The sequence below is a fragment of the Terrihabitans aquatilis genome (assembly GCF_052542005.1).
In genome coordinates this window covers 796,441-822,610 of sequence record NZ_JBOCUO010000002.1, presented here as the reverse complement: position 1 = coordinate 822,610, position 26,170 = coordinate 796,441, and the positions used below count along the sequence as shown (strand labels likewise).

The window sequence follows — 26,170 nt, the reverse complement described above, 5'->3', positions numbered from 1 at the left end:
GTATGCAGCATATCTGTTAACCATATTTTTCAGCGTTTCTCGCTACTAAAGGAGTAGTCGGAACGTATTATTACGTACCATCGTTCTTTGCACCGAGGTGGGTCGCACAACCAGAAAGCGATCGCGGAGGTTCAAATGAAGAATGCGAGCATGAAGAAGGCCCTGTGTGCCGCCAGTGCCGTTGCGCTAGTCTTGTCGCTGAGCGCGCCCGCAAATGCACTGGGCCTGGGACTTGGTAAGGGCCGAGGCGGCAATTCCGGTGGGGCCAACGGCACCGGCAGCAGCAGCAACAATGGCGGCAGCCGTGGTGGGGTCGGCGTCGGTATCGGCGGAAGCCGCGGGGTCAGCGTCGGCATCGGCCGTACCAATCGCGGCGGCGTCGGAGTTGGTGTCGGCATCGGCGGAGCGAGTGTCGGAGCGAGCGTCGGTGGAGCCAGTGCGGCATCCGTCGGCGTGGGCGTCGGAACCACGCGAGGCACGAGCGCTGCCGCCGGCACAGCATCCAGCACGTCAGCTCCCGCGGCCCGCTCAGCAGCTACCGCATCTTCAGATGACGATGCGCGTGTGATCCGGAAAAAGCGCGGTCTGAAGGCAAAGGCCAAGATTGCAGGCGAGAAGCGGACGGCCACAGCCAAGGCCAAGGCTGGTTCCGTGGCGAAGGCCAACGCCAAGGTCGGCGGCGAGAAGAACGTTGCCCGGGTCAAAGCAAAGGCGCTCAATGATAATGTGAAAGCCCGCGTCAAGGTCGGCGCTCCAGAGGCGCCTGCAACATCCGCCACGAACGGCATCGCCAAGGTGAAGGCGGACGTCGCGAACGGCAACAGCGTGGCCGACGTCAAGGCCAGTACCGTGAGCGATGCGGTCAAGGCTCGGGTCACCATTGGTGGAACGGCGACCGAAGGCACTCCAGGCAATGCCGGGACGGCAGCAAGCGCTGCAGATGTGAACGCCAACGCGCTCAACAACGGGGTGCAGTCACGCATCCGCGTGCTGCGGAGCGTGGCACCTGTGGCCGGCGTGAACGCCGACGTGCTCAGCAATGGCAGCGTGGCCGATGTCGACATCGGTGCGCTCAACCGCGGCCAGAATGCGGCCCCGCAAGACGGCACCGGGACCCCTGTGAGTGTGGATGTGAACGCGCTCAATCGTGGTGCCCAGCCGGCTGAAACCGACACCAACGGGCTCGCACGCGTGAACATCAATGCGTTGAACGATGGCCAGAAGGGCGTTTCCACCCCGACGAACCAGCGGGCCGGCATCGCCAATGTCGATATCAACGCACTGAACAATGGCGCACAGCCCTCGGATGCAAATTCGAACGGCATCGCCAACGTCAACGTCAACGCGCTGAACTCCGGGCAGAACGCGGCCGGCGATCAGAACGGCCAGCCTGCAAGCCCGGTCGGCGTCGACGTCAATGTGCTGAACCGCGGCGCGCAGCAGCCCGCCAACAACGATGGCGGCCTCGCCGACGTCAACGTGAATGCCCTGAACAGCGGCGCCGCGCCCTCGAACGGGAATTCGGGCGGCATTGCCAGCGTCGACGTCAATGCGCTGAACTCCGGACAGAATGCGGCCGGCGATCAAAACGCTCAGTCCGCAAACCCCATCGGCGTCGATGTCAACGTGCTGAACAGCGATGCTCAGCAGCCCGCCAACAACAATGGCGGCCTCGCCGACGTCAACGTGAATGCCCTGAACAGCGGTGCCGCACCCTCGAACGGCAATTCGGGCGGTATTGCCAGCGTCGACGTCAACGCGCTGAACTCCGGGCAGAATGCGGCCGGCGATCCAAATGCTCAGTCCGCAAGCCCGATCGGTGTTGATGTCAACGTGCTGAACAATGGGCAGGGCGCCGGCAGCGATCAGAACGGCCAGCAGGCCGGCCTGGCCGATGTCGATGTCAATGCGCTGAACAATGGAGGCACCTCGTCGAACAACGGGACGGGCACGATCGCCGACGTGGACGTCAACGCCCTGAATGGCGGCCAGAACACTGGCGGCGATCAGAGCGGCCATCAGGGCAGCGTCGCCGATGTCGACATCAACGCTCTCAATGGCGGCAACAATGCCGGCAATTCGGGCGGCGACGGCGGGAATGGCGGCGACGACACTGGCCCGCTGGCCAGCGTGAACGTCAACGTCGGCGGGAGCACCAATTCCGGCGGGAATGGCGGTTCCGGCAACGGCAATGGCGGCAATCCCGGAAACGGCGATAACGGTACCGGCAACGGTGGCAATGCCGGAAACGACGGCAATGGGAACGGCGGCGACGACACCGCCGGGAACGGAGGCAATGGCGGCGATAACGGTGGGAACACCGGCAACAATGGTGGCAGCGGTAACGGCGACACTGCCGGGAATGGCGGCGCCGGAGGCGGCACGGGCGACGGCGACGCGACCGACACCGGGACCGACGGCAATTCCACGGCCTCCTCCATCAACAACGTGCAGGCAGCCGCAGCCCCGGCCGAACGGAAGCCCGAGATACTCTGCGGCGGCATCGAATCTGGCGACGATTCCTGCCGCTGATACAGGCCAACATCATGGGGAAAGGCGCGGCTCAGGCCGCGCCTTTTTCTTTTCCGCCCGCATGCGACAAGACGCCCGGTTGTTGCTTTTTTCGACGCTCTCCCTATGGTGCGCCGCGACATCAGACATGGCTGCGCTTTTCAGGCTCCTCCCCGGCGGGCGCCGGCCCTTTTTTGGACCCCGACCCTATGAAGCTGCGCAACATCGCGATCATCGCCCACGTCGACCATGGCAAGACCACGCTCGTCGACGAACTCCTGAAACAGTCCGGCTCCTATCGTGAGAACCAGCGCGTCGCCGAGCGCGTGATGGATTCCAACGAGCTCGAAAAAGAGCGCGGCATCACCATCCTGGCCAAGGCGACATCGATCGTCTGGAAGGACACGCGCATCAACATCGTGGACACGCCCGGCCACGCCGATTTCGGCGGTGAGGTGGAGCGTATCCTGAACATGGTCGACGGTGCGATCGTCCTCGTCGACGCGGCCGAAGGCCCGATGCCTCAGACCAAGTTCGTGGTCGGCAAGGCGCTGAAGGTTGGTCTTCGGCCCATCGTCGCGATCAACAAGGTTGATCGTTCCGACGCGCGGCCGGCCGAAGTGGTGAACGAGGTGTTCGACCTGTTCGCCGCGCTGGACGCCACCGACGAGCAGCTCGACTTCCACATCCTGTACGGCTCCGGCCGTTCCGGCTGGATGGCTGAATCGCCGGAGGGGCCGCAGGATCAGGGCATGGCCCCGCTGCTCGACCTCGTGCTGAAGCACGTGCCGGAGCCGAAGGTCCATGAGGACACCCAGTTCCGCATGATCGGCACTCTGCTGGAATCGAACCCCTTCCTCGGCCGCATGATCACGGGCCGCATCACCTCGGGCTCCATCAAGCCGAACCAGAGCGTCAAGGTGCTGGCGCAGGACGGCTCGGTGGTCGAGCAGGGCCGCATCTCGAAGATCCTCGCGTTCCGTGGCATCGAGCGCACCCCGATCGAGGAAGGCGTCGCCGGCGACATCATCGCCATCGCCGGCCTGCCGAAGGGCACCGTCGCCGACACCTTCTGCGACCTCTCCGTCACCGAGCCCCTGAAGGCGCAGCCGATCGACCCGCCGACCGTGACGATGTCGTTCATCGTCAACGACAGCCCGCTGGCCGGCACCGAAGGCGACAAGGTGACCAGCCGCGTGATCCGCGACCGCCTGCTGAAGGAGGCCGAGGGTAATGTGGCGCTGAAGATCGAGGAAGCGTCCGACAAGGATTCGTTCTTCGTTTCCGGCCGCGGCGAACTTCAGCTGTCCGTGCTCATCGAAACCATGCGCCGCGAGGGCTTCGAGCTGTCGATCTCTCGTCCGCGCGTGGTGCTGCAAAAGGGCGAGAACGGCGAGACGCTCGAGCCGGTCGAGGAAGTGGTCATCGACGTGGACGAGGAGCATTCCGGCGTCGTCGTCCAGAAGATGGGCGAGCGCCGCGCCGAAATGCTGGAAATGCGCCCCTCGGGCGGAAACCGCGTCCGCCTCGTGTTCCACGCTCCCACCCGTGGCCTCATCGGCTACCAGTCGGAACTGATGACCGATACGCGCGGCACGGCCATCATGAACCGGCTGTTCCACGCTTATCAGCCCTATAAGGGCGAGATCGCCGGCCGCCGCAACGGCGTGCTGATCGCGAACTCGGCGGGCGAGGCCGTGGCCTATGCGCTGTGGAACCTCGAGGACCGCGGCCCGATGATGATCGAGCCCGGCTGGAAGGTCTATCAGGGCATGATCGTGGGCGAGCACACCCGTGAGAACGATCTGGAAGTGAACGTTCTCAAGGGCAAGCAGCTGACGAACATCCGCACCACGTCCAAGGACGAAGCGGTGCGCCTGACGCCGCCGATCCGCATGACGCTGGAGCGCGCCCTGACCTACATCCAGGACGATGAGCGCGTGGAAGTGACGCCGAAGTCGATCCGTCTGCGCAAGGTTCATCTCGACCCGAACAACCGCAAGCGCGCCGAGAAGACCAAAGAAACCGCCTGATCTTCCACACTCGGGCAATGAGAAAGGCCGGTCCCCGGGGGGCCGGCCTTTTTTGTTTTGCGCCGGCGTCCGATCTCCTCCGGCAGGTTGACTTATCGCCCGGCAACAGGCACTAGCCATAAAATACATACGAATATCGTAGTTTGGAATATTTTCAAGGTGGGCATGCCCCGCCGGGACCCTCGATGCACGCACTCGCTCAGCTCTACGACGATATCTCGGCGCCGGACGCGCCCTTCAGCCTGACACGCGGCAAAGAGAAGATCTCCGCGCAGGGGCAGCGGCATGTAATGGCCGGCTATACCCTGGCGGAAATGGGAGACGCCGCGCGCGCTTTCTTTGCGGGCAACAGAAACGGCCCCGATATGCTGACCGGTGCATTGCCCTTCGACCGGGACGCGGCCTGCTATCTTTTTCAGCCGGACCATCTCGGCATACAGGCTCAGCCTCCCTTTGGCGTTATCGATGGGGGATGCCGAAGCGACCGTCTGCAGGTCCGTCCCCAGCCCAGCACCCGCGCCTATGCGGCAGGCGTGCGCCGCGCCCTGGCGCTGATCGCTGCGGAGAAGGACGGACTACGCCGAATCGTGCTGGCGCGCAGCCTGTTCGTCAGTGGCGAGGAGGATTTCGACATTCCCGCTATCCTGCGGCGTCTGTCGGGCGATCCCGGAACCACCGCATTCTGCGTGCCCCTGGCCGAATGCACCCTCGTTGGAGCCACGCCCGAGCTTCTCGTTTCGAAGACGGGCACGCGCGTGGCGTCGCACCCGCTGGCCGGATCGGCGAAGCGCCTCGCGGATCCGGTACGCGACGAAGACGCGGCGCGGGCGCTCCTTGCTTGCGAAAAGGACCGGCGCGAGCACGCCGCGATGATCGAAGCCATCGCCGATGTGCTGGCTCCCTATTGTCGCAGCCTGTGCGTGCCCGAAACGCCGCGCCTGCTCGCCACCAAGACGCTATGGCACCTCGCCACCCGGATCGAAGGCGAGCTGCGCGATCCCGATATTTCGTCGCTCGATCTCGCGGCCGCGCTCCATCCGACGCCAGCCGTGTGCGGAATGCCGCGCCCGGCAGCGATCAAGGCTGTCAAAGCCATCGAGCCCTTCGATCGCGGCTTCTATTCCGGCGCGGTGGGCTGGTGCGATTCTTCGGGAGACGGCGAATGGCATGTGGCCATACGCTGCGCCGAGATATCCGGCCACAGGGCGCGGCTTTATGCCGGGGCCGGAATCGTGGCCGGTTCGGATCCGGATGACGAGATAGAGGAAACAGCGGCCAAGTTCATGGCCCTGCTGGACGCGTCGGCATCGAGGCGCCGATGGGCGGCTTCTGAGGACGGAGACATCCGCCGAACGCCTTGCACATGGGCATGAAAAAGGGCGGCTCAAGCCGCCCTTTTCAATTGGATCGGGCCGGATCAGAGGCCTTCGAACAGAGCCGTCGAGAGATAGCGCTCGGCGAAGCTCGGAATGATGATGACGATGTTCCTGCCCGCGAATTCGGGGCGCGAACCGATCTCCAGAGCCGCCGCGACCGCCGCGCCCGACGAGATGCCGACCGGGATGCCTTCGAGGCGGGCGACCTTGCGGGCCGTGTCGAACGCGGTCTGGTTGCCGACCGTGACGACCTCATCGATCAGCTCGCGATCCAGCACGTCCGGCACGAAACCGGCGCCGATGCCCTGGATCTTGTGCGGGCCGGGCTGTCCGCCCGACAGGACCGGAGAATCCTCGGGCTCCACCGCGATCAGCTTGATCGACGGATTGCGCTGCTTCAGGACCTGGCCAACGCCGGTGATGGTGCCACCGGTGCCGATACCCGCGATGACCGCATCGACTTTGCCATTGGTGTCGTTCCAGATCTCCTCAGCCGTGGTGCGGCGATGGACGGCGGGATTAGCCTTGTTCTTGAACTGCTGAGGCATCACCGAGCCCGGGATCTCGTTCAGCAATTCCTCGGCGCGGGCGATGGCGCCCTTCATGCCCTTGGCCCCTTCGGTGAGGACGAGTTCGGCACCCAGAAGAGCAAGCATCTTGCGGCGCTCGACCGACATGGTCTCCGGCATGACGAGGATCATGCGGTAACCGCGTGCCGCCGCCGTGAAGGCCAGTGCGATGCCGGTGTTGCCGGACGTGGGCTCGACCAAAGTGCCGCCGGGCTTGAGCACCCCGGCCTCTTCGGCGGCGTCGATCATGGCCACACCGATGCGGTCCTTGACGCTTGCGATCGGATTGAAGAACTCAAGCTTGGCCAACAGGTTGGCCTTTACGCCCTGCTCCTCGCCGATGCGATTCAGGCGCACCAGAGGCGTGTCGCCGATGGTCTCGGTGATGGAATTGTAAACGCGGCCGCGCCCGGGCACATGCTCCGTCTGCGGTTCTGTGGTGGCGAGCTGGGGCATTGGATCCTCCCGGATGAGCCTTTGAACGTGGCTTCTAAGAAATCACATCCTACGGATGTTTCAAGGGGCGCAATGCGCAAATCAGATCGTGAAATCGTAATTCGCCTGCGCCTCTCCGAAGACTTGGTCCTTCTGGGCGGCCTGGCAAAGATCATCGACCGTGATTTCCTCGAGCTTCTCGAGAAAAGTTTCGGAGGCCTGCTCGATCGCCGGCACCACGATGCCGCGCACGAGGGCCGAAGGCTCCTGTGATTCCTCGTCGGATTCGTCGCCGTTCTGGATGCCACCGGAGGCTGCGCGCACGATATCCGCAAGCGTGATGCGCCGGCGTTCCCGAGCCAGCTCATAGCCGCCGCGCGGACCGCGCACGCCCTTCAGGATGCCGGACCGCACGAGGACCTGAAGCAATGTTTCGAGATGGCGGGGGGGAAGGCTGTGGCGGGCCGACAGGGCCTTGGCCGCAATGGGCGCCGGGCGGGCGTGGTAGGCGATGTCCACGACGGCGGCGATGGCCAGCAAACTGCGGCGCGGTAGGAGGTTCATACGTCGGCCTTCTGATGTCCGGTGCCTGTGGAACCGAAACCACCGGCCCCACGTGTGGTTTCGCTTAGCACATCGGCTTCCCACAAATCGACTGTTTCCACGCGTGAAATGATCATCTGGGCGATGCGCATCCCCCGGGAAATGACGAAATCCTCGGTTCCGAGATTAATCAGAAGCACCTGGACCTCTCCCCGATAATCGGCATCGATCGTGCCGGGCGCGTTCAGCACCGTCACTCCATGGCGGAAAGCGAGGCCGGAACGGGGCCGCACCTGCGCTTCGTAACCGGCCGGCAATTCCATGACGAGGCCGGTGGGAACGAGGCGCCGCTCACCCGGACTTAACCGTAAAGGGGAAGCTTCTTCAACAGCCGCCAGAAGATCGAGGCCGGCGGCGCCTGAGGTTTCATAGGCGGGCAGCGGCAGCCCGGCTGCATGAGGAAGGCGGGTGACGGCGATCCGAATGCTCACGGCAACATCTCCGCGAGGCGCGCGATCAGACGCCGTGCCACCTCGTCCTTGGTCAAAGAGGGCCAGGTTTCGACGCCTGCGGCCGATACGAGATGCACCGCATTGCTGGTGCCGCCCATGATGCCGGTGTCGGGCGAAACGTCATTGGCGATGATCAGATCGCAGCCCTTGCGGGCGAGCTTGGCCCGGGCGTGCTCAAGCACCTCGTCCGTCTCGGCCGCGAAGCCGACCACGAGGCGCGGCCTGTCCTCGGTGAGGCGCGCAATACCGGCGAGGATGTCGGGATTCTCGACAAGGTGCAGCGCGGGGGGGCCGCCAGCCCCCTTCTTCACCTTTGAGGCGCTTTCCGTCTCCACCCGCCAATCGGCCACGGCCGCGGCGAAGATCGCGAGATCGGCGGGAAGCGCGACCTCCACCGCGGCCTGCATCTGGCGCGCGGTCTCGACCCGAACCACGTGCACGCCCTCGGGATCGGGAACCGCCACAGGCCCCGATATGAGAATTACCTCTGCGCCAGCTTCGGCCGCTGCACGCGCAATGGCATGGCCCTGACGGCCGGAGGAGCGATTGGCGAGGACCCGAACGGGATCGATGGGCTCGTGCGTCGGCCCGGACGTGACCAGAACGCGTCGGCCGGCCAGCACCTTTTCTATCGGCGACAAAAGCGCTTCGGCAGCCGCGACGATTTCCAGCGGCTCGGCCATGCGGCCCAAGCCGCTTTCGCCGCGCTCCGCCATAAGCCCCTCATTGGGACCGATGACGCCGATTCCGTCTTCGCGCAGGAGGGCGATGTTCCGCCGTGTGGCGTTGTGGCTCCACATGCGTGGGTTCATGGCCGGGGCGACGAGCGCCGGGCGGTCTGTGGCAAGCAGCGCCGTGGAGGCAAGATCGTTGGCCAGGCCATGGGCCATTTTCGCGAGAAGATCGGCCGTGGCCGGAGCGACGATGATGAGATCGGTGTCCCGCGCGAGGCGGATATGGCCGATGTCGTTTTCGTCGGCGAGATCGAACAGATCGCCGAACACGCGCTCGCCGCTGAGGGCGCCGACGGACAACGGCGTTACGAATTCCGCACCGGCTTCGGTGAGAATGGCGCGAACATGTGCGCCACGCTCCTTCAGCCGGCGGATCAGATCGAGACTCTTATAGGCCGCGATGCCGCCACCGATGATGAGAAGGACGCGGCGTTGGTCAAGGACGCTCTCGGTCATCGCACAGCCTTAGAACAAGATCGCGACGGCGAGCAAAATCGCGATGACCCAGAGCGCGAGATTGCCCCAGCGCGCGCGCCGCGCTTCCGCCCGGCCGATGCCGCGCAGCGTCTCCGGCGCGAGGGGAAAGCCGTGTTCGGACAGATCCTCAAGACGGGCGACGAGCCGCTCGCCCCGGATGATCAGATCCGGCAGCGCGCCGATACTGCGCCCGAGCCGGGTGAGCGTGTCGGCCGCATCCTCCACCCGGCCCTGCGGGCCGAGATTGCGAGTGATCCATTCGCGCACCACGGGGGCCGCCGTCTTCCACATGTCGAGACGGGGATCGAGCGAGCGGGCCACGCCCTCCACCACCACCATAGTCTTCTGGAGCATGATGAGCTCGGGGCGGGTGTACATGTCGAAGATCTCGGTGATCTCGAACAGCTGCGTCAGCAGCCGCGCCATCGAGATGTCCTCGGCGGGCCGGTCGTGAATAGGCTCGCCGATCGAGCGCAGGGCCCGGGCGAATTCGTCAACGGATTGATTGGGCCGCACATAGCCCGCGGCGAAATGGACCTCGGCCACGCGGCGGTAATCGCGCTCGATGAAGCCGTAGAGGATTTCGGCCAGGAAGCGGCGTTCCTTCTGGCCAAGGCGGCCGGTGATGCCAAAATCGATGGCGACGATGTTGCCGGCCGCATCCACGAACAGATTTCCGGGATGCATGTCGCCATGGAAGAAGCCGTCGCGCATGGCGTGGCGCAGGAACGACTGGATGAGGTTGCGCCCGAGCGCGGGAAGATCGTAGCCCGACGCGGCCAGCGCCGCCCTGTCGGTGAGAGGGATGCCCTCCACCCATTCCAGGGTCAGAACGTCCTTGGCCGTCCGGTCCCAATCAACGGCCGGCACCCGGAAGCCGGGGTCTCCCTTGGTGTTCTGCGCCATTTCCGACAAGGCCGCCGCCTCAAGCCGGAAATCCATCTCGAAGGTGACGGATTGCGCCAGCGTATCGACGACGGCGACGGGGCGCAGGCGCCGGGCAAAGCGGCTGAACCGCTCCAGCCATCCGGCGACGGCATAGAAGGTGGAAAGATCGCGCCGGAAGCGCCGAGCCACGCCCGGCCGGATGACTTTGACCGCGACCACGCGTTCCCCGCGCGGAGTGGCGATCGTGGCGCGATGGACCTGGGCGATCGAGGCCGCCGCCAGGGGCGGGCCGAAACTCGTGAACAGCGTGTCGACCGGGCGGCCGAGCGCATGCAGGATCGTGTCTTCGGCGACGCCGGTGCCGAACGGGGCCATGCGGTCCTGCAATTCGCCGAGCTCGCCCGCGATCTCGGCGCCGACCACGTCCGCGCGGGTGGCGAGGAACTGGCCGAGCTTCACATAAGAGGGGCCGAGCCGCTCCAGCGCTGTCGGCAAAGCATGGCCGCGCCGCTGGCGGCGCTCGACCACCCGGGAGGCGCGAATGGCGAACCGGGCCAGAGGCGGCAGGCCGCTGGTGTCGACCTCGCGGAACACGCCCTCGCGGGCGAACACCCAGGAGGCGCGCAGGATGCGTGCGATGTGGCCGATCGATCCGAGCATGCGCGGTTACAACCGCCAGCCGGTGTGCAAGGCCGCGATGCCGCCGGTGTAGGGCGTGTAGGCCACGCGGGACAGGCCGGCCGTGCGCATCATGCCGGCCAGCTCCTCCGGCGGGGGGAAGCGTCGGATGGATTCGACGAGATAGCGATAGGGCTCGCCATCACCCGCCACCAGACGGCCGATGTGAGGAATGGCCTTGAAAGAATAGAGATCGTAGACGCGGTCGAGCACCGGGGCATCGACCTTCGAGAATTCAAGGCAGAAGAAGCGGCCGCCGGGCACGAGCACGCGGCGCGCCTCGGCGAGGGCGCGGTCCATGCGCGGCACGTTGCGCAGGCCGAAGGCGATCGTCACCGCTTCGAAGCTGCAATCGTCGAAGGGAAGCTCCTCGGCATTGCCCTCGAAGATCTCGACGCGGTCGGACAGGCCCCGCGCCTCGGCTCGTTCGCGGCCGACCTCCAGCATCGAGGGGTTGATGTCGAACAGTGTGACATGCACGCCCGGCCCGCCCCGCTTCAGCGCGCCAAGCCCGATATCGCCCGTGCCGCCCGCAACGTCGAGCAGCCGGAAGCGCCGGGGTCCGCGCGGCAGATTGAGCTCGGTGAGGAGCGCCTGCTTCCAGGCCCGGTGCAGACCGCCCGACATCAGATCGTTCATCACGTCGTAGCGCTGCGCCACACCGTGGAACACCTCGTTCACCCGGCCCTGCTTGTCGCCGAGCGCGACATCCTCAAAGCCAAAATGCGTGGTTTCGGACTCGCCTGGGCGATCGGACATGCTGACACTTCCTAAGGAACGCGCGGACCCTAGCGCAGGGCCCGAGGCGACGCTAGTTTGCTTGCTCCATTCCCACCTGGCGCACAATGCCCGAGCTTCCAGAAGTCGAGACCGTCCGTCGCGGGCTTGAGCCCGCCCTTGTCGACCACACGCTGGCGCATGTCGAGGTGCGCCGGGCGGATCTGCGCTTTCCGTTCCCCGAAAATCTCGCCGCGCGGCTGACCGGACGGCGCGTGACCGCCCTGTCGCGTCGGGCGAAATATCTGTTGGCCGATCTCGACGACGGAATGGTGCTGATCATGCATCTGGGAATGTCGGGCTCGTTCCGCATCGATGCGCCCAAAGACGCCGAGCTGGTGCCGGGCGTCTTCCATCATGCGCGCTCGAAGCAGACGCCGCATGATCATGTGGTGTTCACGACGCAGACCGGCACCCGTGTCACCTACAACGATCCGCGTCGCTTCGGCTTCATGCTGCTCGTGCCACGCGCCGAGATCGGAGAGCATCCTCTGCTGAAGGATCTGGGAATCGAACCGCTCGGCAACGAGCTCGACGGGGCGGTTCTGGCCCGCGCCTTCGCCGGGCGGGAAACCAGCCTGAAGGCGGCGCTGCTCGACCAGAAGCTGATCGCGGGGCTCGGCAACATCTATGTGTGCGAAGCCCTGTTCCGCGCCGGACTGTCGCCGTTTCGCAAGGCACGCACATTGGCCGGAACCGCCCGGCCGGGCCTGCGGGCCGGCCGCCTCGCCCAGGCGATCCGCGACGTGTTGACCGAGGCTGTAGCGGCCGGGGGATCGAGCCTGCGCGACCACATCCAGACATCGGGCGAATTGGGCTATTTCCAGCACACCTTCCGCGTCTATGATCGCACGGGGCATCCGTGCACCCGCGAAGGCTGCTCCGGAACCGTTCACCGCATCACGCAGAACGGCCGCTCCACCTTTTATTGTTCGGCCTGCCAGCGCTGAGCGCATTGACCTCACGCCGGCAAGAGCTTATGAGAACCGTCCAATGCGGCGGGGCAACTTCGCCGCACACGTTTTTCTGTGCCCACGCGCCTGCCGCAGGGCAGGTTGTTCGAGGAACACGATATGGCCAACACGAAATCGGCCAAGAAGGCCGTCCGCAAGATTGAGCGGCGCACTGAAGTCAACCGCGCCCGCACCAGCCGCATGCGCACCTTCCTCCGCAAGGTCGAAGAGGCCCTGGCCTCCGGCGATGCGTCCGCGGCCTCCGAGGCACTGCGCGCCGCCCAGCCCGAGATCATGCGCGCTGCCCAGAAGGGCGTGCTGCACAAGAACACCGCGTCCCGCAAGGTGTCGCGCCTGTCGGCCCGGGTGAAGCTGCTGTCGGCCTGACACCTCGCTTCAGGACCCGTTGAAATTGGAAAAGCCCGGCCTTTGCGCCGGGCTTTTTCTTGCGTCATTCATGCGTTGTGGAAACGTCACAAAATGCCTCGACATGCCGATGGGGCCTTGACTCGCGGGATTCGCTGAATCCGCAGGAAAAACGCCGGCCGCGCAGTATTTCTCTATAGATATCAATGGTTTACGGGCAATACGTTTGGGTGCCCCTCGATTCCGGACACGGAGTCCGGGCGCAAGCAAAATTGTTAAAAAAATTTTGCAGCGCTCCCCGATCCGCGCGGACAGCGTCGAATCTCGCGGAGTCTCAACGCTTTTCACAGGCCGGCGCGAAAGCTGCGGTGCCGTGCGTATCAAACCGGAGCCGAATCGACCGACGGGACGCTTGCACCGGCCGCCCGGGTCTGTATCTTCGGGCTTGTCCCCGGCCCGCCAGGGACTTCAATAAATCAAAGCTTGGCCAGAACCTGCGTGGAGCAGGAATGGTTAAGTATTGTCGCCTTTCTGGCAAAATGGGGAATTGTCAGATGTTTCGTTGTGGGAAGATATCGAGGCACTCATCTTTCCCTTAGCGTTGCGTGGCGTTCAGTTAAAAAATTTAAACAATTAATGCGGAGTTTTCGATTCCGCATGAGGGGGCGTTATGTCTGGGCAGAACGGGGGGAGATATGCGGGCGATATCGACGCGCAAACCGCATTTCAGGAATTGGCCAAGCAGCCGGATGCCCAGCTCATCGATGTGCGGACGCGCGAAGAATGGACCTTCGTCGGCCTGCCGGACCTGTCCGGCATCGGCAAGGAGCCCTTGCTGATCGAATGGCAGATCTGGCCGGCCATGCAGGTCGCGTCCGACTTCCCCGAACGCCTGAAGGTCGCTCTCGCTGAGCGTGGCGTGCCGGGCGATGCCCCGCTTTATTTCCTGTGCCGTTCCGGCGGACGCAGCGCCGCCGCCGCAAGCATCAGCACCGCCAATGGTTTCGGGACCAGCTATAATGTGGTTGGCGGCTTCGAAGGCCCGCCAGATCCCGAGCGCCACCGCGGTACGGTCGACGGCTGGAAGGCGCACGGCCTTCCCTGGCGCCAAAGCTAGCCGGATCTCCCTCCATGCTCGACGTATCCAATGACGCGGCCCGCGCCGCGGCACCCGACTTTCGCACCCTATCCACATCCGATCAGGAGACCCAAATGGCCGCCACCGCTGAGCTTTCTTCCCAAGGTGGCGATTTCGGCGCGGCCTGGGAGCGTTCTCAGCGCCGGCTGCGCGCGGAACTGGGCGAGGACATCTATCTCAGCTGGTTCGCCCGCATCGAGCTGGAGGACGTTGATAGCGGCCTCGCGCGACTCTCGGTGCCGACGCGGTTCCTGAAGAGCTGGATCCAGTCGCATTACGCCGATCGCATCCTGCGGGCCTTCCATGCGGAGGCCGATGCGATCAACCGCATCGAACTGACCATCCGCACCGCGGGTGTGCGCCTTCCGCCCGTGGCCCGCAGCACGCCCATCGCCATCGAGGCCGCACCGAAGGCCAATGCCGCGCCAGCTGTGTCGACCGCACCCGCGACGGCCCATACGGTGGACACCGCCGGTGGACTTGCCGGATCGCCGGTCGACCGCCGTCTCGGCTTCGACACCTTCCTCGTCGGACGGTCCAACGCGCTGGCGCATGCCGCCGCGCGCGAAGTGGCCAATGCGCGGCCCGGCGAAGCGATCCGCTACAACCCGCTTTACGTCCATTCCGCAGTGGGACTCGGCAAGACGCATCTTCTCCACGCCATCGCCGGCGCGGCGGAAGCCGGCGGACGCCGGGTGCTGTACCTTACCGCCGAGAAATTCATGTTCGGCTTCGTCTCCGCGCTGCGGGCGCAGACCGCTCTGGCCTTCAAGGAGACCTTGCGCGCCATTGACATGCTCGTCATCGACGACGTGCAATTTCTTCAGGGCAAGACGGTGTCCGCCGAATTCGGCCACACGCTGAACGCGCTGATCGATGGCGGACGACAGATCGTGATTGCGGCCGACCGGCCGCCGGCCGAGCTGGAAAGCCTCGACGACCGCCTGCGTTCGCGTCTGGCCGGCGGCCTCGCGGTGGAGATGGGATCACTCGACGAGGAACTGCGGCTGCAGATTCTGAAGCTGCGCGTCGCCGCCGCCCGCGAGCAGGCCCCGGGCTTCGACGTGCCAGCCTCGGTGCTGACCTATGTGGCGCGCACGATCACCGCCAACGGCCGCGATCTCGACGGCGCGATCAACCGCCTGCTGGCCCACAACACCTTGACGGGCGCGGTGGTAACGCTGGAAATGGCCGAAGAGGCGCTGCGCGATCTGGTGCGCAACCGCGAGCCGCGCCGCGTCAAGATCGAGGACATCCAGCGCATCGTGGCGCGCCATTACAACGTGTCGCGCGCCGACATCCTGTCGGCCCGACGCACCGCAACCGTCGTGCGGCCGCGACAGATCGCGATGTATCTCGCCAAGGTGCTGACGTTGCGCTCGCTGCCCGAGATCGGCCGCCGCTTCGGCGGGCGCGATCACACCACGGTGCTGCACGCGGTGCGCAAGATCGACAATCTGATCGGCACCGACAATGCGCTGGCGGATGACGTCGATCTGCTGAAGCGCATGCTTTCGGAGTGAAAGCGGGTCAGAACCTCTAGAAAGTCTTGCGGAATTTTGGGGGAGCGGCCAATGTCGCCCTCCCGGCGGGTGGGGCTGCGGACGGAACCCGACCGCTCGTGCCGCCGGTCGCAGACGATGGAGCGGGACAACAGATGAAAGTGACCCTTGAGCGGGCCGCGCTGCTCAAATCTCTCGGCCATGTGCACAGGGTTGTGGAACGCCGCACGACCATTCCGATCCTGTCCAACGTCCTGATCCGCGCCGAAAACGGCGGGCTGAGGCTGCAGGCGACGGACCTCGATCTCGAAGTCGTGGAAACGAGCCCCGCCGAGATCGGCCAGCCCGGCTCGACCACCGTCCCCGCCCACACCTTCTACGACATCGTGCGCAAGCTGCCGGACGGCGCCCAGGTGGCGCTGGAGCAGACCGGCGAAACCGGCACGCTCGTCATCCGCTCCGGCCGTTCGCGCTTCACGCTGCAGACGCTGACGGAAGCCGATTTCCCCGATCTCGCCACGGGCGACCTGCCGGTGCGGTTCGAGCTTCCGGCCAACGACCTCAAGCGCCTGATCGAAAAGACGCAATTCGCGATCTCGACCGAGGAAACGCGCTATTACCTCAATGGCATCTACCTCCACACGATGGACGTGGAGGGCCAGACAGTCCTGCGTGCGGTGGCGACCGATGGTCACCGCCTGGCGCGCGTCGAATTGCCGGCCCCCGAGGGCTCGGCCGGAATGCCGGGCGTGATCGTGCCGCGCAAGACCGTGGCCGAAGTACAGCGCCTGTTCGAGGACCCGAACGGCACCGTGACCATCGAATTGTCGGCGACCAAGATGCGCTTCTCGATGGGCGATGTGGTGCTGACGTCGAAGCTGATCGACGGCACGTTTCCCGATTATGCGCGTGTCATCCCGCTCCACAACGAGAAGCGCCTAACCGTCAGCAAAGCGGATTTCGTCAGCGCCGTGGACCGCGTCTCGACGATCTCCTCGGAGCGCGGCCGCGCGGTGAAGCTTGCCATCAGCGACGGCAAGCTCGTCCTGTCGGTCACCAATCCGGATTCCGGCAGCGCGACCGAGGAGATCGAGGTCGAGTATGCGGCGGACGCCATCGATATCGGCTTCAATTCCCGCTATCTCCTCGACATCGCCGCCCAGATCGACACCGAAAGCGCCCTGCTCAAGCTGAACGATCCGGGTTCGCCCACCCTGATCCAGGATCAGGAAGGCGCGTCCGCCCTCTATGTCCTGATGCCGATGCGGGTGTGACGGACAATCCGGCGAAACGCGTCGCGCTCACCCGGCTCAAGCTGGCCAATTTTCGCAATCATGCCGCGCTCGACATTTCGAGCGGCGGCCTGAGCGTGGCCCTGACGGGCCCGAACGGCGCAGGCAAGACCAATATTCTGGAAGCCCTGTCCATGTTGGCGCCGGGTCGTGGGCTGCGGCGCGCCGCGCGCACCGATATGGCCCGGCAGGCTGGCGACGGCTCCTGGGCGGTGGCGGCGGAGCTGGAAGGCGCGGCTGGGCCGGCCCAGCTCGGCACCGGCACGGATTCGGGCGATGACAGCGGCGGCCGGCGTTTCCGCATCAACGGCGCAAATGCTTGCGGCCCCGGCTCGTTCGCCGAGCATTTGAGGTTCGTCTGGCTGACGCCGTCCATGGACGGGCTGTTCGGAGGCCCGGCCGGCGACCGTCGGCGCTTCCTCGACCGCCTCGTTCTGGCGGCCGATCCGGACCATGGCAGCCGCGTTGCCGGGTTCGAGCGTGCGCTGCGCACCCGCAACCGCCTGCTGGAAGACCATGCCACCGATCCCCGCTGGCTGGACGCGGTGGAGCGCGAGATCGCCGAACTGGCGATCGCCGTGGCGGCGGCGAGGTTCGAAACCGTGCAGCGCCTTTCGGCCATGATCGCGGAAACGCGCGACGACGCTGGAGCTTTCCCTCATGCGGAGATTGCGCTGGGAGGCTGGATGGAGACCGAGATCGCTTCCGGTTCGGCGCTGGCGGCGGAGGATACATACCGGGCGCGGCTGCGTTCGCTGCGGGCCAGGGACCGGGCTGCCGGCCGGACGACGGAAGGGCCGCAGGCGTCCGATCTTTCCGTCCGGCACGGACCGAAGGCCATGCCCGCCGCTCTGTGCTCGACGGGAGAGCAGAAAGCCCTCCTGATCGGTCTCGTTCTGGCCCATGCCGGCCTGGTGGCGCGCTTGCAAGGGGCGGCCCCTCTCGTCCTGCTTGACGAGGTGGCGGCCCATCTCGACCCCGCACGGCGGCAGGCCCTTTATGACACGCTCGACGCCTTGGGCGCGCAAGCCTGGCTGACAGGCGCCGATCCCGCCGCCTTCGTGGAATTGGGAGAGCGCGCAGCTCTGTTCCGAATCGGCCCCGGACATGCGGAGCAGGTGCGCTGACCATGGTGGGGATGAAGGAGGCGCGGGCCAGCCTGAAGGCCGTGTTCGGCTATGACGATTTCCGGTCGGGGCAGGCCGACGTCATCGCGGCCGTGCTGAAGGGCGACGACGTGCTGGCCGTGATGCCGACCGGCAGCGGAAAATCGATCTGCTACCAATTACCGGCGATCCTCGAAGGCGGTTTGACCGTCGTCGTGTCGCCGCTCATCGCGCTGATGCGCGATCAGGTGCAGCAGATGACCGCGCTCGGGATCGAAGCGGCCAGCCTCAATTCCGGCAATTCGGACGAGGAAAGCCGCGACGCCTTTCGTCGCATGGCAAATGGGGATCTGCGCCTCCTGTTCGTCTCGCCGGAGCGGCTGGCCGGCACCTCGCTGGCGGAGCGGCTGGCGCGGGCAGGCGTGCGCCGCCTCGCCATCGACGAGGCGCACTGCGTGTCCCAATGGGGGCACGATTTCCGGCCGGAATACCGGCAGCTCGCCGATGTGCGCTCCATCCTCGCCGGTGTTCAGACCATTGCCTTGACGGCCACGGCCGACACCACCACCCGCGCGGACATCGCGGCCGCGTTGTTTCCGACGCCGCCGCACATCGTGGTGCAGAGCTTCGACCGGCCCAATCTCGGCCTGCGCTTCGAGCCCAAGGACCGTCCCACCGAGCAGATCGCGGACGTGGTGGCGCGCAACGGCAAGAGATCCGGCATCGTCTATGCCTCGTCCCGCGCCCGGACGGAGAACCTCGCCGCATCCCTGGGCCGCAAAGGACATCGCGCGCTGGTCTATCACGCCGGCCTCAGCCAGGAGGAGCGTGCCCGCAATCAGGATCTCTTCCTGCAGGAGGACGGCGTGGTGATGGTGGCGACCATCGCCTTCGGCATGGGCATCAACAAGCCGGACGTCCGCTTCGTGGTCCACGCCGACATGCCGGCCGGTATCGAGGCCTATTATCAGGAGATCGGCCGCGCGGGGCGCGACGGGCTGCCGGCCGAGACGCTGACGCTCTACGCTCTGGAGGACATGGCCTTTCGCCGCCGCCAGATCGAGGAGAAGGATTCGAGCGAGGAACGGCGCCGGATCGAGCATCGGCGCCTGTCGGCAATGATCGATCTGTGCGAGGTCGCCACCTGTCGGCGGCAGGCCCTGCTGGCCTATTTCGGCGAGGAGAGCGGCCCGTGCGGGCGCTGCGATCTGTGCTCCGGCCATGCGAAGCTGGAAGATGCCACCCTGCCCGCGCAGAAATTGCTGTCGGCTGCGGTGCGGACCGGACAGCGGTTCGGCGCCGGGCATCTGGCGGATGTGCTGCTGGGCGAGATGACGGATGCCATCAAACGGCACGGCCATGATGCGCTGAAGACGTTCGGCGTCGGCAAGGATCTGCCCCGGCGGGCCTGGATGACAATGGTGCGCCAACTCTACGCCGCCGGCATCCTGGCCGATGCCAGCGCCGAGCACGGCGGGTTCGCGCTGACCGAACGCGGAGGAGCGGTGCTGCGCGGGCAGGAACGGCTGCAGCTTCGCGCGGTGCCGGACGCGCCGGCCCGCCGCACGCGTCGCGCCGGCAGCCCCGACCGCGACGGCCTGAATTCGTCCGATGCCGCGCTGTTCGAGCATCTGAGAGCACTGCGCCTGACCTTGGCCAGGGAAGAAGGGGTGGCGGCCTATGTGGTGTTCTCCGACCGCACCCTGATCGAGATGGCGCAGCAGCGGCCGAGCACCCCCGACGAGATGGCGCTGGTGCAGGGTGTCGGCACCGCCAAGCTCAAGCGCTACGGCGATGTTTTCCTTCAGGCCATGCTTGATTTCGACGGTTGAGGACGATCCATCCACAGGGCGTGAAATCCGAGCATTTTGTCATTATATATGTTGCTGAAGCGAATCGGCCGGATTCGCTGGAATTTTCAAGGAATTCTGTCTGATGAGCGATGCCGCAGCGGCCAGCGCGTCTGCCCCCGAATATGGCGCGGAATCCATCAAGGTCCTCAAGGGCCTGGATGCCGTGCGTAAACGTCCGGGCATGTATATCGGCGATACCGATGACGGCTCCGGCCTCCACCACATGGTCTATGAGGTGGTGGACAACGCCATCGACGAGGCGCTCGGCGGCTATGCCGATCTCGTCACCGTCACGCTGAACGACGACGGCTCGGTGACCGTGACGGACAATGGCCGCGGTATCCCGACCGATATGCACAGCGAAGGCGTTTCGGCGGCCGAGGTCATCATGACCCAGCTGCACGCCGGCGGTAAGTTCGACCAGAATTCCTACAAGGTCTCCGGCGGCCTGCACGGCGTCGGCGTCTCGGTTGTGAACGCGCTGTCGACCTGGCTGCGCCTGCGCATCTACCGCAACGGCAAGGAGCACGAGATCGCCTTCACCCACGGCGAAGCCGATGCCCCGCTGAAGGTGCTGGGCGACGCCAATGGCAAGCGCGGCACCGAGGTGACGTTTCTCGCCTCGCCTCAGACCTTCACCCATATCGAATACGATTACGCCACGCTGGAACACCGGCTGCGCGAACTGGCCTTCCTCAATTCGGGCGTCCGCATCATTCTAACCGATGCCCGCGGTGTCGAGACGAAGAGCGAGGAACTGTTCTACGAAGGCGGTGTCGAGGCCTTCGTGCGTTATCTCGACCGCACCAAGAAACCCCTGACGGACACGCCCATCGTGGTACGTGGCGAGCGTGACGGCATCACCGTCGAGGCGGCGCTGTGGTGGAACGACAGCTATTACGAGAACGTTCTGTGCTTCACCAACAACATTCCGCAGCGTGACGGCGGCACCCATCTCGCAGGTTTTCGCGGCGCCCTGACCCGCCAGATCACCGGCTATGCGGACTCCTCGGGCATCACCAAGAAGGAGAAGGTGTCCTTCACAGGAGACGATTGCCGCGAAGGCCTGACCTGTGTGCTCTCGGTGAAGGTGCCGGATCCGAAATTCTCGTCGCAGACCAAGGAAAAGCTCGTCTCGTCCGAGGTGCGTCCCGCGGTCGAGAACGCCATGAGCGCCGCGCTCGCCGAATGGTTCGAGGAGCATCCCGCCGAAGCCAAGACGATCATCGGCAAGGTGGTGGAAGCCGCTTCTGCGCGCGAGGCCGCCCGCAAGGCCCGCGAATTGACGCGCCGCAAGGGCGCGCTCGACATGGCCTCCCTGCCCGGAAAACTGGCCGATTGCCAGGAACGCGACCCGGCGAAGTCCGAGCTGTTCCTGGTCGAGGGCGATTCCGCCGGCGGCACCGCCAAGCAGGGCCGCGACAAGGCGTTCCAGGCCGTGCTTCCGCTGCGTGGCAAGATTCTCAACGTGGAGCGTGCCCGGTTCGACCGCATGCTGGGCTCCGAGCAGATCGGCACGCTGATCCTGGCACTCGGCACAGGCATCGGCCGCGAGGAGTTCAACCCCGACAAGCTGCGCTATCACAAGATCATCATCATGACGGACGCGGACGTCGACGGTTCGCACATCCGCACCCTGTTGCTGACGTTCTTCTTCCGCCAGATGCCGGAGCTGATCGAGCGCGGGCACATCTACATCGCGCAGCCCCCGCTGTATAAAGTGGCGCGCGGCAAGAGCGAGCAATATCTCAAGGACGAGCGCGCGCTCGAGGATTACCTGATCTCGACGGGCGCCGACGGCATGGTGCTGACACTGGATTCCGGCGCGCAACTGGCCGGCCCGGACCTCATTTCCCGCGTTGAGCAGGCGCGCAGCGTGCGCTCCACGCTCGATGGCCTGCACCAGCGCTACAATCGCGGCCTCGTCGAGCAGGCGGCCATCGCCGGCGCCCTGCGCAGCGACGTGCTGAGCGACCTCGATAGCGCCGTGGATCTGGGACGTGAGATCGCGACGCGGCTGGACGCCATCTCCGACGAGACAGAGCGCGGCTGGACGAGCGCGGTCGACGAGACCGGCTTCACCTTCGAACGCGAGGTGCGGGGCGTGCGTGAAGTGACGCGCCTCGACACGGCGTTGCTGGCGACGGCGGATGCGCGCCGCCTCAACGACCATGCGGCGAGCCTGAAGGAAACCTACGACCAGCCCTCGACACTGACACGGCGCGAGGACCGGCAGAGCATTTTCGGGCCTGTCGGCCTGTTGGAGGCCGTGCTCGCAGTTGGCCGCAAGGGCGTGTCCTTGCAGCGCTACAAGGGCCTGGGCGAGATGAATGCCGAGCAGCTCTGGGAAACCACGCTCGACATCAATGTGCGCTCGCTGCTGCAGGTGCGCGTGAAGGAAGGCGATGGCGCCGATGACATCTTCACCCGCCTGATGGGCGAAGTGGTGGAGCCGCGCCGGGAGTTCATCCAGGACAACGCGCTGACGGTGTCGAATCTCGACGTGTGACGATCTCGGGCGGCGTCATGCCGCCTGAAGACCTCCGATCACGCTCAGCGACGCCTGCGTCGCCGCCTCTCGCTGTTCAGGGCTAACGGCGACGCCCTCCGCGAGAATGACCTTGGGCGCGGTGATGCCGAAGAAACCCAGAACCGATCGCAGATAAATCTCGGCGTGCTCGAACGTCTGAACGCCACGCCGATGACGACGACGTCGGCCGCGAGAAACTCCTTCAGGATGCGGTCGCCAATGCGACATCGTTACGGTTGTCCTGATCGAGATCGAAGCGGGCGGTCTTTCCGACGATCCCGCCGGGGGTCGATTACAAATTGACCGATCTCGGTCGCTCGGGTGGTTACGATGCAAAGATCCCGACGGACTGAACCTCATGCCGGGAGACGCACACCCTCCTCCGGTTCGTGGATCGGGCAGCCATTGAAGCGGCCCCGGAATTCGGACGACATCTCGTAGGCCGATCTACGGACGCGGTTGATGACGCCCAGCGGGCGGTGGGCTTCGAGGCCGGTCCAGACGCTGAACCGCATGGCATCGTCCACCCGGTGCGAACGTTCCTCGCTCCACCCCATCTGCACCGGCACACGCAGTCTGGCCACGGCGATGAAGGGGCTCTTCTCCTCGTCCCATATGATGGTGGCGTCCTCGATCGGCATGGCGTCCGCATCGCGACACAGCTGAACCCTGAGCTCCCATTCGCTGGCGGAACGCGCCGTTTCGGCGGCAACCGCCTCGCGAACGCCGTTCGGCTTGCCCGAGACATCCACCTTTGTCCCCGTCAATGCGGTGAGGTTTTCCGAAAGGGGCGCCAGCGAAAGCTTGGCGACATGATCGCCATATCGAAAGGCGGTCTGGGAGTAATAGGTTTCACCCAGCGGGTGCACGTTCGGTGCACCGCCGAGCGTTTTCAACGTGGCGCTTTCACCACCGACGGCTTCGATCAGACTTTCGGTGCCGCGCAGAACCGCCGACAGCGCTTTCTTCGCCCATTGTGCGCGATCCGTCGTCTTGGCCAGCAGCTTGAGATTGCCGAGGAATTGCTTCGCAGTCTTGGCGGCAAAGGCGGGGCCGTTGACCATGACGAAGTCTTGCGCGCTGCCCTCCGCGCCGGACAGGCGTGGCCCGTCCACATTCCTTACCTTGAGGGCGATGCCCCTCGGTACCGAGATGCTGTCGTCGAGAATGTCTCCGGGATTGGTCGAGATGCGCAGAATAGCCGGATGGCGGCCGGGACGCGCGAACATGCCCTGGGCCATTTCGGGCGGGAGGCCGCCCAATATCTCCAGCTCACCCTCGATCAGCCCGTGGCTCTTGGCGTGTACCGCACGCACGGCATGTCCGTAATCGGCGGACGTCGTCTCAAGGATCTCGTGCAGGGCGGCGTTCAGTTCCGCGGAGGTCTGCGCTTCGCCATCCTCCTCCGTTTCGAGATGGGGAGCGTAAGGAATTGGTTGAAGCGAGGACATGACAGCTCCCGAGATGTTTGGGAGCAAAACGAGCGGCGATTGGAATGTTTCCATGAAGGGGCCCCGGCATTCGTCCTGCCGGGGCCCCTATTTTGATTCAGGCCGGTTGCTGCACCACGGCCGTTTCAGGCGTGACGTCCGCCGCCGCATGGCCGCGCTCGATGAAGCGGCGGCGCAGCGGCTTCAGGACGAACAATGCCAGGACGGCGGCAATCGCGTTGAGGCAGACCGAAATCGCGAACACTGCGTACCAGCCGTAGGCGGCCGAGACGAGGCTGGCGAGCGGGACGAGCAGGGCCGCCGTGCCCTTGGCCGTGTAGAGCAGGCCGTTGTTCGTGGCTGCGAACTTCGAGCCGAACGTGTCTCCGGACGTGGCGGGAAACAGGCTGTAGATCTCGCCGAACACACCGAAGAACAGCGCCGAGAAGACGACGAAGATCAGCGGGTTGTTGCCCTTGAACACCAGCAGGGACAAGGCCAGCGCAGCAATGGCGAAGGCGATGAACATGGTGTTCTCGCGCCCGATCGTATCCGACACCCAGCCGAAGAAGGGCCGGCCGAAGCCGTCGAAAATACGGTCGAGCGAGATGGCGAAGGTCAGTGCCGCCATGGTGATGCCGAGGATCGTGACGGGCGTCTCGGCAACGCCGAAATCATGGGCGATAGGGCCAATCTGTGCGGCGGCGATCAGGCCACCGGACGCGACCATCACGAACATCACATACATCAGCCAGAACACGGGCTTCTTCAGCATCTGCCCGGGTGAGTAATCGACCCGGGTCTGGATATGGCGGCTGACCTTCTTCGGAGCCGGAAACTTGACCGTGGGAGAGCGCAGAAAAAATGACAGGAACAGGACGACCGCGCCCTGACCGAGGCCGAAATACAGGAAGGCCTGCTCGTAGCCGCTGGTGGCGATCATTTTCGCGATGGGGGCAACGGTCAGGGCCGCGCCGGCACCGAAGCCGGCGGCCGTGATTCCGGCCGCGAGACCGCGCCGATAGGGAAACCATTTCAACGCGTTCCCGACGCAAGTGCCATAAACCGCGCCCGACCCGATGCCGGCGACGATGGCGCCCGCATAGAGCATGGGCAGAGAACTCGCGACGGAGTTCAGCACCCAGGCGCCCGCAATCAGCACCGCGCCGAACATGACTACGACGCGCGGGCCATAGCGATCGACGAACCAGGCTTCCACCGGCACGAGCCACGTTTCCGTCAGGACGAACAGGGTGAACGCGATCTGGATGGCCGGGCGGCCCCAGCCGAACTTCTGGTCGATGGGATCGACGAACAACGTCCAGCCGTATTGGAGATTGGCGATCATCGCCATGCAGACAAGGCCACACAGCAACTGGATCCACGGGCGCCATTTCCCGAGATCCGCATGAGCTTCAACCATCGTCACCATATCCTTGCTTGCGCCACGAACTCGGGCCGTTTCCTTGGTGCGTGACAGAGAACGAGCGTCGACAGGGCCGGCGCAGCAGGCCAATACTTATTGCCTATAGAACTCACTGCAAGACAGATACTTGTTTTTCTAGCATCGACTTTCGTCTGATGCAGATATATACTGCTTATTTCCTTGGTATATAGCTATATTATTTATGTAATTCGTTTCTCAGCAGGCGGCTATGAATTTATTGCTGGGCGCTCCGCAAGCTTTTCCGAGCCCTATGCATCCTGAGGATAGCCTCATATTATTTGGAATAACCCATGTAGCCAGGGCGAGTTGTCGCATATATACCACGGTATTTCTACAGATTGCTGTGGCATGCCATCTTCCTGCGCGCGGCTTTCGGGAATGCGAGCGCTGTGCTAGAGGATCGCCGCATCGCGGCTCCGTGCCGGGTATGTGACAGTTCAGCGAAAGGCCGCCCCACGCATGACCGCCCGTAAGTCCAGCTTCGATTATGAGGATCTTCTCGCCGTGGGGCGCGGTGAGGTGTTCGGCCCGGGCAACGCGCAATTGCCGCTTCCGCCTATGCTGATGTTCGACCGGATCACCGACATTTCGGAAGAGGGTGGCGAGTTCGGCAAGGGCTATGTACGGGCGGAGCTCGACGTCAATCCGGACCTCTGGTTCTTCTCCTGCCACTTCAAGGACGATCCCGTGATGCCGGGCTGCCTCGGCCTCGACGCTCTGTGGCAGATGGTCGGCTTTTACCTCGGCTGGCTCGGCTCGCCCGGCCGCGGACGTGCGCTGGGCACCGGCGAGATCAAGTTCACCGGACAGGTTCTGCCGAACGTGAAAAAGGTGGAATACGGCGTGGACTTCAAGCGCGTGATGCGTTCCAAGCTCGTGCTCGGCATCGCAGATGGCTGGCTGAAAGCCGATGACGTCCTTATCTATCGGGCACAGGACCTGAAGGTCGGCCTGTTCCAGACCGAGCCGTCGGCAGGCGGCTGAGATTTCCTTGAACCATAGGGGCTGCGTCCGCGCGGC

General features: G+C 65.0%; 21 protein-coding genes. 12 read left to right on the top strand and 9 right to left on the bottom strand.

Annotated features, from left to right (window positions below; all coding sequences use genetic code 11):
- Window positions 1–135 precede the first annotated feature (135 nt).
- From ACQ6S1_RS10030 to ACQ6S1_RS10020, 3 genes are all read left to right on the top strand, one after another.
- Window positions 136–2,532, top strand: a complete 2,397-nt coding sequence (locus ACQ6S1_RS10030; RefSeq protein WP_445041035.1) for a beta strand repeat-containing protein — start codon at window positions 136–138, stop codon at window positions 2,530–2,532.
- Between the two features lie 188 nt (window positions 2,533–2,720).
- On the top strand, window positions 2,721–4,544 hold the full coding sequence (gene typA / locus ACQ6S1_RS10025) for a translational GTPase TypA (RefSeq protein ID WP_445041034.1): 1,824 nt from the start codon (window positions 2,721–2,723) through the stop codon (window positions 4,542–4,544).
- A 185-nt stretch (window positions 4,545–4,729) separates the two neighbouring features.
- Window positions 4,730–5,917: an isochorismate synthase gene (locus tag ACQ6S1_RS10020; protein ID WP_445041033.1), complete on the top strand. Its 1,188-nt coding sequence runs from the start codon at window positions 4,730–4,732 to the stop codon at window positions 5,915–5,917.
- A gap of 44 nt (window positions 5,918–5,961) precedes the next feature.
- On the opposite strand, the gene cysK is transcribed toward ACQ6S1_RS10020, so the two are convergent.
- The 6 genes from cysK to ubiE all read right to left on the bottom strand — a co-directional run bounded on the left by cysK (window position 5,962) and on the right by ubiE (window position 11,515).
- Window positions 5,962–6,945 (bottom strand): cysteine synthase A, encoded by a 984-nt coding sequence (gene cysK, locus ACQ6S1_RS10015; RefSeq protein WP_445041032.1) that lies wholly within the window; start codon window positions 6,943–6,945, stop codon window positions 5,962–5,964.
- A gap of 81 nt (window positions 6,946–7,026) precedes the next feature.
- On the bottom strand, window positions 7,027–7,488 hold the full coding sequence (locus ACQ6S1_RS10010) for an RrF2 family transcriptional regulator (RefSeq protein ID WP_445041031.1): 462 nt from the start codon (window positions 7,486–7,488) through the stop codon (window positions 7,027–7,029).
- On the bottom strand, window positions 7,485–7,958 hold the full coding sequence (gene dut / locus ACQ6S1_RS10005) for a dUTP diphosphatase (protein ID WP_445041030.1): 474 nt from the start codon (window positions 7,956–7,958) through the stop codon (window positions 7,485–7,487). Before dut ends, ACQ6S1_RS10010 begins: the two co-directional genes overlap by 4 nt.
- Window positions 7,955–9,169, bottom strand: a complete 1,215-nt coding sequence (gene coaBC, locus ACQ6S1_RS10000) for a bifunctional phosphopantothenoylcysteine decarboxylase/phosphopantothenate--cysteine ligase CoaBC (protein WP_445041029.1) — start codon at window positions 9,167–9,169, stop codon at window positions 7,955–7,957. Before coaBC ends, dut begins: the two co-directional genes overlap by 4 nt.
- Window positions 9,170–9,178: 9 nt before the next feature.
- Window positions 9,179–10,738: a 2-polyprenylphenol 6-hydroxylase gene (gene ubiB, locus ACQ6S1_RS09995; protein ID WP_445041028.1), complete on the bottom strand. Its 1,560-nt coding sequence runs from the start codon at window positions 10,736–10,738 to the stop codon at window positions 9,179–9,181.
- Between the two features lie 6 nt (window positions 10,739–10,744).
- Window positions 10,745–11,515 (bottom strand): bifunctional demethylmenaquinone methyltransferase/2-methoxy-6-polyprenyl-1,4-benzoquinol methylase UbiE, encoded by a 771-nt coding sequence (ubiE, locus tag ACQ6S1_RS09990; RefSeq protein WP_445041027.1) that lies wholly within the window; start codon window positions 11,513–11,515, stop codon window positions 10,745–10,747.
- Between the two features lie 86 nt (window positions 11,516–11,601).
- Here ubiE and mutM point away from each other — a divergent pair, with 86 nt between their 5' ends.
- The 8 genes from mutM to gyrB all read left to right on the top strand — a co-directional run bounded on the left by mutM (window position 11,602) and on the right by gyrB (window position 22,252).
- The gene (gene mutM / locus ACQ6S1_RS09985; protein ID WP_445041026.1) at window positions 11,602–12,483 is read left to right on the top strand and encodes a bifunctional DNA-formamidopyrimidine glycosylase/DNA-(apurinic or apyrimidinic site) lyase; all 882 of its coding nucleotides are present in this window, start codon (window positions 11,602–11,604) and stop codon (window positions 12,481–12,483) included.
- A 123-nt stretch (window positions 12,484–12,606) separates the two neighbouring features.
- Window positions 12,607–12,873, top strand: coding sequence for a 30S ribosomal protein S20 (rpsT, locus tag ACQ6S1_RS09980; RefSeq protein ID WP_445041025.1), 267 nt, complete (start codon window positions 12,607–12,609; stop codon window positions 12,871–12,873).
- 649 nt (window positions 12,874–13,522) lie between these two features.
- Complete coding sequence (locus ACQ6S1_RS09975) at window positions 13,523–13,969, top strand: rhodanese-like domain-containing protein (RefSeq protein ID WP_445041024.1); 447 nt, start codon at window positions 13,523–13,525, stop codon at window positions 13,967–13,969.
- A gap of 95 nt (window positions 13,970–14,064) precedes the next feature.
- Window positions 14,065–15,513: a chromosomal replication initiator protein DnaA gene (gene dnaA, locus ACQ6S1_RS09970; protein ID WP_445041023.1), complete on the top strand. Its 1,449-nt coding sequence runs from the start codon at window positions 14,065–14,067 to the stop codon at window positions 15,511–15,513.
- A gap of 134 nt (window positions 15,514–15,647) precedes the next feature.
- Window positions 15,648–16,766: a DNA polymerase III subunit beta gene (gene dnaN / locus ACQ6S1_RS09965; RefSeq protein ID WP_445041022.1), complete on the top strand. Its 1,119-nt coding sequence runs from the start codon at window positions 15,648–15,650 to the stop codon at window positions 16,764–16,766.
- On the top strand, window positions 16,763–17,911 hold the full coding sequence (gene recF / locus ACQ6S1_RS09960; protein ID WP_445041021.1) for a DNA replication/repair protein RecF: 1,149 nt from the start codon (window positions 16,763–16,765) through the stop codon (window positions 17,909–17,911). The genes dnaN and recF overlap by 4 nt, the downstream gene beginning before the upstream one ends.
- A 2-nt stretch (window positions 17,912–17,913) precedes the next feature.
- Window positions 17,914–19,722: a DNA helicase RecQ gene (gene recQ / locus ACQ6S1_RS09955; protein ID WP_445041020.1), complete on the top strand. Its 1,809-nt coding sequence runs from the start codon at window positions 17,914–17,916 to the stop codon at window positions 19,720–19,722.
- Between the two features lie 103 nt (window positions 19,723–19,825).
- Window positions 19,826–22,252 carry a DNA topoisomerase (ATP-hydrolyzing) subunit B gene (gene gyrB, locus ACQ6S1_RS09950; RefSeq protein ID WP_445041019.1) on the top strand — a complete coding sequence of 809 codons (2,427 nt, stop codon included), beginning with the start codon at window positions 19,826–19,828 and terminating at the stop codon, window positions 22,250–22,252.
- Between the two features lie 15 nt (window positions 22,253–22,267).
- Here the strand turns inward: gyrB and ACQ6S1_RS09945 are convergent, their stop codons facing one another.
- The 3 genes from ACQ6S1_RS09945 to oxlT all read right to left on the bottom strand — a co-directional run bounded on the left by ACQ6S1_RS09945 (window position 22,268) and on the right by oxlT (window position 25,126).
- On the bottom strand, window positions 22,268–22,501 hold the full coding sequence (locus tag ACQ6S1_RS09945; RefSeq protein WP_445041018.1) for an NADPH-dependent FMN reductase family protein: 234 nt from the start codon (window positions 22,499–22,501) through the stop codon (window positions 22,268–22,270).
- Between the two features lie 128 nt (window positions 22,502–22,629).
- Complete coding sequence (locus tag ACQ6S1_RS09940) at window positions 22,630–23,724, bottom strand: catalase family protein (protein ID WP_445041017.1); 1,095 nt, start codon at window positions 23,722–23,724, stop codon at window positions 22,630–22,632.
- A 97-nt stretch (window positions 23,725–23,821) separates the two neighbouring features.
- Window positions 23,822–25,126, bottom strand: a complete 1,305-nt coding sequence (gene oxlT, locus ACQ6S1_RS09935; RefSeq protein ID WP_445041016.1) for an oxalate/formate MFS antiporter — start codon at window positions 25,124–25,126, stop codon at window positions 23,822–23,824.
- 483 nt (window positions 25,127–25,609) lie between these two features.
- Here oxlT and fabA point away from each other — a divergent pair, with 483 nt between their 5' ends.
- Entirely contained in the window at window positions 25,610–26,134 is a 525-nt protein-coding gene (fabA, locus tag ACQ6S1_RS09930; RefSeq protein ID WP_445041015.1) for a 3-hydroxyacyl-[acyl-carrier-protein] dehydratase FabA, read from the top strand.
- Window positions 26,135–26,170 lie beyond the last annotated feature (36 nt).

Bases quoted from the DNA above. Each gene is read 5' to 3' on its own strand.
- ubiE (WP_445041027.1), bottom strand. From the start codon at position 11,515: ATGTCCGATCGCCCAGGCGAGTCCGAAACCACGCATTTTGGCTTTGAG.
- fabA (WP_445041015.1), top strand. From the start codon at position 25,610: ATGACCGCCCGTAAGTCCAGCTTCGATTATGAGGATCTTCTCGCCGTG.
- ACQ6S1_RS09975 (WP_445041024.1), top strand. From the start codon at position 13,523: ATGTCTGGGCAGAACGGGGGGAGATATGCGGGCGATATCGACGCGCAA.
- dnaA (WP_445041023.1), top strand. From the start codon at position 14,065: ATGGCCGCCACCGCTGAGCTTTCTTCCCAAGGTGGCGATTTCGGCGCG.
- ACQ6S1_RS09940 (WP_445041017.1), bottom strand. From the start codon at position 23,724: ATGTCCTCGCTTCAACCAATTCCTTACGCTCCCCATCTCGAAACGGAG.
- rpsT (WP_445041025.1), top strand. From the start codon at position 12,607: ATGGCCAACACGAAATCGGCCAAGAAGGCCGTCCGCAAGATTGAGCGG.
- ubiB (WP_445041028.1), bottom strand. From the start codon at position 10,738: ATGCTCGGATCGATCGGCCACATCGCACGCATCCTGCGCGCCTCCTGG.
- typA (WP_445041034.1), top strand. From the start codon at position 2,721: ATGAAGCTGCGCAACATCGCGATCATCGCCCACGTCGACCATGGCAAG.
- cysK (WP_445041032.1), bottom strand. From the start codon at position 6,945: ATGCCCCAGCTCGCCACCACAGAACCGCAGACGGAGCATGTGCCCGGG.
- ACQ6S1_RS09945 (WP_445041018.1), bottom strand. From the start codon at position 22,501: ATGTCGCATTGGCGACCGCATCCTGAAGGAGTTTCTCGCGGCCGACGT.
- mutM (WP_445041026.1), top strand. From the start codon at position 11,602: ATGCCCGAGCTTCCAGAAGTCGAGACCGTCCGTCGCGGGCTTGAGCCC.
- gyrB (WP_445041019.1), top strand. From the start codon at position 19,826: ATGAGCGATGCCGCAGCGGCCAGCGCGTCTGCCCCCGAATATGGCGCG.
- ACQ6S1_RS10020 (WP_445041033.1), top strand. From the start codon at position 4,730: ATGCACGCACTCGCTCAGCTCTACGACGATATCTCGGCGCCGGACGCG.
- coaBC (WP_445041029.1), bottom strand. From the start codon at position 9,169: ATGACCGAGAGCGTCCTTGACCAACGCCGCGTCCTTCTCATCATCGGT.
- recQ (WP_445041020.1), top strand. From the start codon at position 17,914: ATGGTGGGGATGAAGGAGGCGCGGGCCAGCCTGAAGGCCGTGTTCGGC.
- ACQ6S1_RS10030 (WP_445041035.1), top strand. From the start codon at position 136: ATGAAGAATGCGAGCATGAAGAAGGCCCTGTGTGCCGCCAGTGCCGTT.
- oxlT (WP_445041016.1), bottom strand. From the start codon at position 25,126: ATGGTTGAAGCTCATGCGGATCTCGGGAAATGGCGCCCGTGGATCCAG.
- dnaN (WP_445041022.1), top strand. From the start codon at position 15,648: ATGAAAGTGACCCTTGAGCGGGCCGCGCTGCTCAAATCTCTCGGCCAT.
- ACQ6S1_RS10010 (WP_445041031.1), bottom strand. From the start codon at position 7,488: ATGAACCTCCTACCGCGCCGCAGTTTGCTGGCCATCGCCGCCGTCGTG.